We start from the raw sequence: 9,562 nt of genomic DNA, 5'->3' as shown, positions 1-9,562 counted from the left end.
CAAGGAACGCGATATCGACCGCCGCACGTACCCGGCGACACTCAGCACGAGGATCTTGACACCCGCCCCCAGCCCTTAACCGAACGGCATTGGGGCTAAAGATCACCTCTTCGTCGGCTCGCTCCTCAAGCACGGCCTGGTGGAGCGCGACGTTATCGCCGAGCGGCTCCTAACAGTTCCCGACGACGATCTCCGCTGGGACAGGGCATTGAAATGGATCCGGAGCGGCTCAGGCGGCTGATGCCGCCCACATTCAAGACTGAATTTCAGCTGAAGTCGTCTGCACCAGCCTGGACCGCCCTCAGCAGTTGTCTGCGGTCCGCTCGAGTCACGGCCTTCGCCCGCTGGCCATCTCAGCAAAAGATCCCTTATCAAGAGGGGACTGCCAGCGTTGCCTTGGTCCGTTGCCGGTCCCAGGGTCTTTCTGCTTGTCTGCATGGCTTTCCCTATGCAGCCCGCGAGCCGACCGCCGTTTCCCGTTTCCCTGAAAGCGTGTCGTAAGCGTGTCGTGACCTATTTTCCGGCATGAAAAACCCCTCCGTTCCGGGCAAAATTGCCGGAACGGAGGGGTTCTTTGGGCCCCCTGTCGGATTCGAACCGACGACCCCCGCTTTACAAGAGCGGTGCTCTGGCCAACTGAGCTAAGGAGGCATTCCTGCAGACCAAACGGCACCCGGCCACGATGAGGGCCCGGCGCCACGGCGCTAGACAAGGTTAGCCCACGGACCCCCAGTGGTAAAAACACGGCCACGAAACCCGGCACCGACGCTGCCGGAAAGGAAAACCAGCTACCCCGGTCCGGGACGAACCCGGGACCGGGACCGCAACTGGCATAGCCAGGCGCTGCGCTTACTTCTTGGCGTCGATCGCGGCCGTCAGGAACTGATCGAACGGGATCTGGGCACTATCGCCCTTGCCCCACTGCTTGCCTTCGACGAACACGGACGGCGTGCCCGTGACGCCGGCGGCGGCGGCTTCCTGGGTGGTGTATTTGACGTACGGACGGTAGGTCTTGCCGTCCACGCACGTGTCGATGCTCTTCGCGCCGACGTCGGTAGCCATCTTCTTCAGCTCGTTGTCGGACAGGCCGGCACCGCCTTCGACGGGCTGCTTCGCGAAGAGTGCGTTGACGAAGTCCGCGTACTTCTCCGGGGACTCGTTGACGACGCAGGCGGCGGCGTTGGCCGCGCGCGAGGAGTAGTTGGTGGTGGACTGGCGGTCCAGGAAGCCGAGCGGACGGTATTCCACCGTGATCTTGCCTTCGGTGCGGAGCTTCGTCAAAGACTCGGTGTACTGGGCCTCGAAGCTCTTGCACGCGGGGCAGATGAAGTCGATGTAGAGAACCACTTTCACCGGCTTGCCCGCCTCGGCCTCGGCGCCGGGCACGGTGACCTGCGCCGGCGGCGTGGCCGGAGCGGAAGGCAGATCGGCGATCTTGACCGTCGCAGGCTCGGACTTGGCCACCTCGGTGTTGGCCAGCAGTGTGACGCCACCGTAGACGTTGCCGTTGGCAGGGGTAGGACCCTCGTCGGCCACCGGGGCGTTGTTCTGGATGTTCGAGGTGACCACAAGGGCCACGATCACGATGATGGCCACGACGGCGGCAACAATGCCCCAGCCGATCAGCAGCTTGTTGCGCTTATCCTTCTTCAGCTGCGCCTCGCGGATCTCACGGGCTTTCTCGCGCGCGGCGGCCGTGCGCTCTGCTTTGGACTGACGGGGTTCGTTTGCGGGGCTCATTAATTCCTCGGGTCGATCGGCCTGGGGCGGTCCATTGGGTGGCAATTCATCATTTTAGGGGAGAAAACTGGGAACTTGCGCTTCCAGGTTTCCTCCACGCACTGCAATAGGCGAATAGCACCGAAGATTCCGTCCGGCTAGGCTGGGTTGAGAGCCACGAGCGAGCCCAGGGGGCACCAATGAACACAACGGAACGCGCCAAACCGCACGTTAGCGCCAAAAGCAAATCTTCGGACGGCGGCAAGGCGGAACCGGATGCACTCTATGACTTTATGGTGGTGTCCAACCGCCTGCCGGTAGACCGCTGTTCCCCGGATGAGCCCGGTTGCCAGGACGGCTGGCGGCGGTCTCCTGGCGGACTCGTGACCGCGCTGGCTCCCATGATGACCAAGACCGACGGCGCCTGGGTTGGCTGGCACGGTGCTCCCGACGAGCAGGTCCTGCCCTTCAGTCACGGAGGCATCGACCTCGTCCCGGTGCAGCTGAGCACGGAGGATATCGAGCTCTTCTACGAGGGCTTTTCCAACGCCACCCTGTGGCCGCTCTACCACGATGTGATCGCCCCGCCGGAGTTCCACCGGACCTGGTGGGACTCGTACCGCAAGGTCAACCGCCGGTTCGCTGACGCAGTCATCCACCACGCGGACCACGGCGCCACCGTCTGGGTCCAGGACTACCAGCTCCAGCTCGTACCCAAGATGCTCCGCGAGGCGCGGCCGGACCTGAAGATCGGCTTCTTCAACCACATCCCCTTCCCGCCGCCGGAGATCTTCGCGCAGCTCCCGTGGCGCCGGGCGATCATCGACGGCCTGCTGGGCGCGGACCTGGTCGGTTTCCAGCGCAGCGGCGACGCCGGTAATTTTATGCGCTCCGCCCGCCGCTTCCTCGGTGCCAGCGTCAAGCAGCAGCAGATCCATGTCAAGGGCGCCGCCGGGCAGACCACCCACATCGCCCGGGCCCAGTCCTTCCCCATCTCCATCGACGTCAAGCAGATCAGCGAGCTGGCGCACAAGCCGGAGATCATCGAACGCTCCCGGCAGATCCGCCGTGACCTTGGCAACCCCAAGACCATCCTGCTCGGCGTCGACCGCCTCGACTACACCAAGGGCATCCGGCACCGGCTCAAGGCGTACGAGGAACTCCTGGCCGACGGCAAGGTCACGGTCGAGGACGCCGCCCTGATCCAGGTTGCCAGCCCCAGCCGGGAACGCGTGGAGCATTACCGTCTGCTCCGCGAAGAAGTGGAGGGCACCGTCGGCCATATCAACGGCACCTACGACACCATGCAGAACACCGCCGTCCGCTACCTGCACCACAACTACCCCATCGAGGAGATGGTGGCGCTGTATCTGGCGGCGGACGTCATGCTGGTCACCGCCCTGCGCGACGGCATGAACCTCGTGGCCAAGGAATACGTCACGGCGCGCACCAACAACGACGGCGCCCTGGTGCTCAGCGAGTTCGCCGGCGCCGCGGACCAGCTCAAGCAGGCGCTGCTGATGAACCCGCACGACATCGACGGCCTCAAGGACACGATCATGAGGGCCGTGAACATGGAGCCCGCGGAAGCCGGGCGCCGCATGCGTTCAATGCGCAAGCAGATCCTGGACCACGACGTCGATCTCTGGTCCTCGGACTTCCTGACCGCCCTTGAAGAGAAGGTAATCCGCGATGACTCCTGAGGCCACCCCCGAAAAACCACCGCTCTCGCTCTCCCCCGAGCTGCTCGAGGCCGTGCGTCGCGTCGCCGGCACCGGGCACCTGCTGGTCGCCATGGACTTTGACGGCACCATGGCACCCCTCGTGGACCACGCCCGGGACTCGCGCGCGCTCCCCCGCTCGGCGGCCGCTTTCGCCGCGCTGACCGAACTGCCCCGGACGACGACGGCACTCATCTCGGGACGGGCGCTGGACAGCCTGCGGTCGGTCGCCTTCCCGCCAGAGAAGACCCTGCTGATCGGCAGCCACGGTGCGGAAGCCTGGCTGGGCCTGGGCTCTGCACCGCTGGTCCTCGACGATGCCCGGCGGGAGCTGCTCGCCGGCGTCCGGAGGGACCTTGAGGAAATCGTGAATGAGGCGCCGGGGACCCTGCTGGAGGACAAACCGGCCGGCGTCGTGCTGCACACCCGGCTGGCTGCCGATGACGTCGCCGAAGATGCCGTGGCCGCGGCCCGTGCCGTGCTGCAGGACCGCCCGGGCGTGTTTCTGAAGACCGGCAACCGCGTGTTGGAGAGCTCCGTGGTCCACGCCTCCAAGGGTGAGGGCATTGCCTTCCTCCGGCAGGCCACGGGCGCCACCGCCGTCGTCTTCGCGGGCGACGACACCACCGATGAGGACGCCCTGGGCAACCTGCTCGCGGGCGATGTGGGCGTGAAGGTGGGGCTTGATTTCACCCAGGCCCAGTTTCGCGTCGAGGCCCCGGTCCACGTCGCCGAGCTGCTGGAAGCCCTGGCGCGGGAGCGGCAGCGCGCCGTCGGCGTCTGATCCCTAGCGCACCCAAAAAGGCCTGACGGCGGCGAAGCATGTGGGACATTTTGGCCCTGAGACGATAAATCTGACATACTCTTGTTGTGATGTGGCGCACAAGTACCGTGCGGCGACATTCGATACGCCCCGGTTGCGGCCGGGGAATATGAGCACGATTGGTGCTGATAATTGAATAAAAAACCATTCACTACGGATCGTCCGGCACGTACCTGCCGGTGAAGGGATTGATAACTGTGGCTACAGTTACTTTTGATAACGCAACACGTCTGTACCCGGGCACGGATAAGCCCGCTGTTGACAAGCTCAACATTGAAATCGCCGATGGCGAGTTCCTGGTCCTCGTGGGACCCTCCGGCTGTGGAAAGTCCACCTCCCTGCGCATGCTTGCAGGACTCGAGGATGTGAACTCCGGCCGAATCCTCATAGGCGACCGCGATGTCACGGACATGCCGCCCAAGGACCGCGACATCGCCATGGTCTTCCAGAACTACGCCCTGTATCCGCACATGACCGTTGCGGACAACATGGGCTTCGCCTTGAAGATCGCCGGCGTCAGCAAGGAAGAGCGCGCCGAGCGCGTCCGTGAGGCTGCCAAGCTCCTGGACCTCGAGCCGTACCTGGACCGCAAGCCGAAGGCACTCTCCGGCGGCCAGCGCCAGCGGGTGGCCATGGGCCGTGCCATCGTGCGTAACCCGCAGGTCTTCCTCATGGATGAGCCACTGTCCAACCTTGACGCCAAGCTCCGTGTGCAGACCCGCACCCAGATCGCTTCCCTGACCCGCCGGCTGGGCGTCACCACGGTTTACGTGACCCACGACCAGGTGGAGGCCATGACCATGGGTGACCGCGTCGCCGTGCTGAAGGACGGTCTGCTGATGCAGGTCGATACGCCGCGCAACCTCTACGACAAGCCGAAGAATGTGTTCGTCGCCGGCTTCATCGGCTCCCCGGCGATGAACCTGCTTGAACTGCCGGTCGTCGACGGCGGCGTGCAGTTTGGCGGCACCGTCTACCCGGTCCCGCACGATGTCCTCGAAGTCGCCAGCGGCAAGACCGTGACCCTCGGCTCCCGGCCGGAGGACCTCGAGACCGCACCGCAGGGCGAAGGCCTCCAGGTCGAGGTCGACGTCGTCGAGGAACTCGGCGCCGATGCCTACGTCTACGGCCACACCACCCTGGACGGCCAGAGCCACGACATCGTGACCCGCGTGGACGGCCGCCGCCCCCCGATGAAGGGTGAGTCTATCTGGGTCCGCCCGCAGTCGGGCCACGTGCACCTGTTCGACACCAAGACCGGCCTGCGCCTGGCCGACTAGTCCCCACCGGCGTGGGCCCACCCACCGCACGCCCCGACGGCGGTCCTCCCCAGGGGAGGGCCGCCGTCGGGCGTTAACATCCTCGCCGGCATCCTGTTAGGGCCGCCGCCCAGCGTACGGAAGAATTGGCCCTATGAGCGAGGAAACCCCATGACCGAGGAAAACAGTGCCCAGTGGCACGACGAGCCCACCGACTATGGCCAGGTGGGCAAGTTGCCCCGCTACGAAGCCGCAAGCGCCAACGATTCGAAGGACTCCTTGGCCTCCAGTTCGCTGAGCATCACCGCGGCCGCGACCGCGCCGGAACTGCTGGACCTGCCGTGGCATATCGCCCTTGAGGACTGGCCGGCCGAGAACCTAGCCGCCCTCCCCCGCGGCATTTCCCGCCACATCGTACGGTTCGCCCACCTCGGCGGCTCCGTCATCGCCATCAAGGAAACCTCGGAGCACATCGCGCGCCACGAGTACCACATGCTCCGCAAGCTGGCGCGGCTGGACGTCCCTTGTGTGGAGCCGGTCGCCGTCATCACAGGGCGCACCAGCCCGGACGGGCGGCCGCTGAACCCCGTCCTGGTCACGCGGCACCTCAAGTTCTCCATGCCCTACCGTGCCCTCTTCTCCCAGATGCTGCGCAGGGACACCCTCACGCGCCTGATCGATGCCCAGGCCCTCCTCCTGGTCCGGCTGCACCTGATCGGCTTCTATTGGGGCGACGTCTCGCTCTCCAACACCCTGTTCCGGCGCGACGCCGGCGCGTTTGCCGCCTACCTCGTGGACGCCGAAACCGGCGAGCTCTACCCGGACCTGTCCACCGGGCAGCGCGAGTACGATCTTGAAATTGCCCGGGTCAACATCGCCGGAGAGCTTATGGACCTGCTCGACGGCGGCCTCATCGAGGAGAAGGTGGATCCGGTGGCCACCAGTGAACTCATTATGGACAGCTACCGGCGGCTGTGGACCGAGCTGACCGAGAAGGAGTCCTTCGAGATCGGTGAGCGCTGGCGGGTGTCCGCGCGTATCCGGCGGCTTAACGAACTCGGCTTCGACGTCGAGGAATACGCGATCAAGACCACCCAGAACGGCTCCACCATCCAGCTCCAGCCCAAGGTGGTGGATGCAGGGCACCACCAGCGCCGGCTGCTGCGGTTGACCGGACTGGACGTGCAGGAGAACCAGGCCCGCCGGCTCCTGAACGACATGGATTCCTTCCGGGCGGACAACAATCCCGGCATGGACGAGGAGTACAGCGCCCATCTGTGGGTCAGCCAGATCTTCGAGCCGATTGTCCGCTCCATCCCTCGCGACCTGTCCGGGAAGCTTGAGCCGGCCGAGGCCGTGCATGAGATCCTGGAGCACCGCTGGTACATGTCGGAGAAGGAGAACCGGCACATCCCGCTGGCCGAGGCCGTGCAGTCCTACATCGACTCCGAGCTGCGCCACCGCCGGGACGAGGCGGCGATTATGCTCAACCCGGACACCGAATTACTTAAAATCCTCGAGGTCGAAACCGAGGAATCACGCTACGGCAACGATAACGACGACGGACACTCCGGCGTCGACGAGTAGCGGCCGCCTGGTACCGCCAGGCCGCCCGGGGCACACCGTCGCGGGGCGCGCCCTCGTAGCACAGCCGGGCTAAATCGCCTTGCCCGGGTTGAGGATCCCGGCCGGGTCGAAGAGCTCCTTGATCCGGCGCTGCAGTTCGCGCACGGGTTCTTTCTGCTCCAGGCCGAGCCAGCGGAGCTTGAACTGGCCGATCCCGTGTTCCCCCGTAATGGTGCCGCCCATCGCGAGGGCTACGGTGATTGACGTGTCCAGGGCCGCACCGAGGCGCTGCATCGCGTCGGCGTCGACGGCATTGCCGGCGCGGTCCACCCAAAACGTGGGGTGCAGGTTCCCGTCACCGGCGTGCGCGACCACCTTGAGCTGGACCCGGTGCTCCGCGGCCATCGCCTCCAGCTCTGCGACGTAGTCCACCAGCCGTGAGCGCGGCACGGCAACGTCCTCGCCCACGCGGTATTGGTCGTCGACTTCCACGCCGCGGCTGTTGCGCCGCAGTTCCACAAGCTGCTCGGCCTCGGCGTTGGCCTCCATGGTCACCACGGCGCCGCCGGCAGCGAGCAGGGGCCGGATGGCCGCGGCCTCCGCCCCGGCCCCATACCCATCGGTCTGGATCAGCAGCAGGGATGCTCCCCGGGAGGCAAGGTCCGAGCCGTGGGCGCCATCAAGCTGGGCAAGGGATCCGCCGTCGAGCAGTTCCATGATGGCCGGCTGCACCCGTGCCTTGCCCACCGCGAGGACGCCGGCTGCGGCGCTGCGGAAGTCCGGATAGAACGCGGCGATCGTGTGCACTTCCCGCGGCATGTACTTGAGCCGGACAGTGATGCCGACAACTATCCCCAATGTCCCCTCGGAGCCGACGAACAGGCTGGTGAGGTCGTAGCCGGCGACGCCTTTGAAGGTCTGGTGCCCGGTGTGGATCAGGGAGCCGTCCGCGAGTACCACGTCGAGCGCCAGGACGGAGTCCCGGGTCACCCCGTACTTCGCGCAGCGCAGGCCGCCGGCGTTGGTGGCGACGTTGCCGCCGATTGTGGACACCCTGAAGCTCGCCGGATCCGGGGCGAACATCAGACCGTGCACTGCGGCGGCCGCGTTGAGGTCCGCATTGATGACGCCGGGTTCGACGACGGCGGTCTCGTCCTCGGGATTGAGCTCCAGGATGCGGTTCATCCGTTCGAGACTGAGCACCACGCAGCCCTTGCTGGCGTGGGCGCCGCCGGAGACACCCGTTCCGGCGCCGCGCGCGACCAGCGCCACACCGTGGGCTGCGCAGGCACACACGGCAGCCTGTACATCGGCCACGGATTCCGCGCGGACCACGGCCTGCGGCAGCTGATAGTCCAGCACCGGGGCCTGGTCCACGGCGTAGAGAGCCAGGGTGGAGGCGTCCACGGCGATCTTCGCTGCGCCCAGGGCAGAGGTGAGCTCGTCCAAGATGCTCATACGGTCTCCAGTTTCCGTCGAATCCGATCTTCAGTCTAGAGCGCCGTCCCCCGGCGGGCAGCGAGCCGGAAGCCGCGGGTGCAGATCAGGGCGCTTGACGCTGTGTCATCCGCCCTGATCTGCCCGCGCGCGAACGCGGGAGCATTGTAACGGAGGCCAATCGGGCGGCGGAGTGCAAGGCCGGTTGTTCGATGTCGGCGGCACCCGCCGGGTTGCGTCCGGAGGCTCCGCAGCCATAGGCTCTCGGCTCCAGGCGGCTCAGATCCGCGCGGCTCACACCTCGGCGCCGCCCATGAAGCGCACGAATCGATCCAGGACCCAGGGCCAGCCGGCCTCGTAGTTTGCCCGCGCTGCAGCCGGGTCTTCGGCGCCTTCCCAGCCACTATGCACAAGACGCAGTTCCGTGCCCGCCTCCACGGCCCGGAACGACACCCTGAGCTCGGTGGACCACATCGCGGATGATCCGGGGTGCCAGCTGGCGTGGAACGACAACGGTGGCTGCCAGTCATCGATTGAGCCCCAGATAGCAGAGCGGCCGTCATCGGCAGTCTCAAGGATCAGCAGTTCTTCGAACTCAACGTAGGAGCCTGCGCCGTAGACGCTGCGTTCCTCCATCGGCCACCAAAGATGTGTATGTTCGGTGAACCCTACGAAGGCACGGGCGACGGCGCCTGGCACGGTCACGGTGCACACAACGGGATCCGGGCCCGATGTCTGCGCCGGCTCCGGTCCGTCAGCAGGGGCGTGGCTGAAGAGGTTATCCATGGGCACCAACTCTACCCGCGCCCGGCCACCACACTCCCTCACGGACTTACGTGCGGGGCGCCCGAGGACGGGAGTGTTCTGGTGGTGTGGGTTTTGGTTTGGGGGTTAAATGACTCAGGCCCCGACTGTCGTTGTCGGGGCCTGAGGTGTAAATAGTGTCCGGCGGTGACCTACTCTCCCACACCCTCCCGGGTGCAGTACCATCGGCGCTGTGGGTCTTAGCTTCCGGGTTCGGGATGGGACCGGGCGTT

General features: G+C 65.9%; 7 protein-coding genes, 1 tRNA gene and 1 rRNA gene. 4 read left to right on the top strand and 5 right to left on the bottom strand.

Going from position 1 to position 9,562, the window contains the following annotated elements; all coding sequences use genetic code 11:
- Positions 1-577 precede the first annotated feature (577 nt).
- A tRNA-Thr gene (locus tag RCH07_RS18405) sits at positions 578-651 on the bottom strand.
- Between the two features lie 198 nt (positions 652-849).
- Complete coding sequence (locus tag RCH07_RS18400) at positions 850-1,740, bottom strand: DsbA family protein (RefSeq protein ID WP_326968935.1); 891 nt, start codon at positions 1,738-1,740, stop codon at positions 850-852.
- Positions 1,741-2,012: 272 nt separating this feature from the next.
- On the opposite strand from RCH07_RS18400, the gene RCH07_RS18395 reads away from it, so the two are divergent.
- The 4 genes from RCH07_RS18395 (at position 2,013) to RCH07_RS18380 (ending at position 7,109) form a co-directional block, all read left to right on the top strand.
- Positions 2,013-3,422 (top strand): alpha,alpha-trehalose-phosphate synthase (UDP-forming), encoded by a 1,410-nt coding sequence (locus RCH07_RS18395; RefSeq protein WP_326968936.1) that lies wholly within the window; start codon positions 2,013-2,015, stop codon positions 3,420-3,422.
- Positions 3,412-4,224, top strand: coding sequence for a trehalose-phosphatase (gene otsB / locus RCH07_RS18390; RefSeq protein WP_326968934.1), 813 nt, complete (start codon positions 3,412-3,414; stop codon positions 4,222-4,224). Before RCH07_RS18395 ends, otsB begins: the two co-directional genes overlap by 11 nt.
- 236 nt (positions 4,225-4,460) lie before the next feature.
- Positions 4,461-5,543 carry an ABC transporter ATP-binding protein gene (locus RCH07_RS18385; RefSeq protein WP_326968933.1) on the top strand — a complete coding sequence of 361 codons (1,083 nt, stop codon included), beginning with the start codon at positions 4,461-4,463 and terminating at the stop codon, positions 5,541-5,543.
- Positions 5,544-5,693: 150 nt separating this feature from the next.
- Positions 5,694-7,109, top strand: a complete 1,416-nt coding sequence (locus RCH07_RS18380; protein ID WP_326968932.1) for a DUF4032 domain-containing protein — start codon at positions 5,694-5,696, stop codon at positions 7,107-7,109.
- Between the two features lie 69 nt (positions 7,110-7,178).
- Here the strand turns inward: RCH07_RS18380 and RCH07_RS18375 are convergent, their stop codons facing one another.
- The 3 genes from RCH07_RS18375 to rrf form a co-directional block, all read right to left on the bottom strand.
- Positions 7,179-8,546: an FAD-binding oxidoreductase gene (locus tag RCH07_RS18375; RefSeq protein WP_326968931.1), complete on the bottom strand. Its 1,368-nt coding sequence runs from the start codon at positions 8,544-8,546 to the stop codon at positions 7,179-7,181.
- A gap of 273 nt (positions 8,547-8,819) precedes the next feature.
- Complete coding sequence (locus RCH07_RS18370; RefSeq protein WP_326968930.1) at positions 8,820-9,311, bottom strand: SRPBCC domain-containing protein; 492 nt, start codon at positions 9,309-9,311, stop codon at positions 8,820-8,822.
- 157 nt (positions 9,312-9,468) lie between these two features.
- Positions 9,469-9,562: ribosomal RNA gene (gene rrf, locus RCH07_RS18365) — 5S ribosomal RNA — on the bottom strand; the annotation flags it as partial.

Source organism: Arthrobacter sp. CG_A4 (assembly GCF_035985125.1).
Classification (GTDB): domain Bacteria; phylum Actinomycetota; class Actinomycetes; order Actinomycetales; family Micrococcaceae; genus Arthrobacter.
Note: the sequence above shows the minus strand (reverse complement) of the source record. Positions and strands in the feature narration are given on the sequence as shown.

Coding starts and splice junctions, on each gene's coding strand:
- RCH07_RS18380 (WP_326968932.1), top strand. CDS start 5,694: ATGACCGAGGAAAACAGTGCCCAGTGGCACGACGAGCCCACCGACTAT.
- RCH07_RS18375 (WP_326968931.1), bottom strand. CDS start 8,546: ATGAGCATCTTGGACGAGCTCACCTCTGCCCTGGGCGCAGCGAAGATC.
- RCH07_RS18400 (WP_326968935.1), bottom strand. CDS start 1,740: ATGAGCCCCGCAAACGAACCCCGTCAGTCCAAAGCAGAGCGCACGGCC.
- otsB (WP_326968934.1), top strand. CDS start 3,412: ATGACTCCTGAGGCCACCCCCGAAAAACCACCGCTCTCGCTCTCCCCC.
- RCH07_RS18395 (WP_326968936.1), top strand. CDS start 2,013: ATGGTGGTGTCCAACCGCCTGCCGGTAGACCGCTGTTCCCCGGATGAG.
- RCH07_RS18370 (WP_326968930.1), bottom strand. CDS start 9,311: ATGGATAACCTCTTCAGCCACGCCCCTGCTGACGGACCGGAGCCGGCG.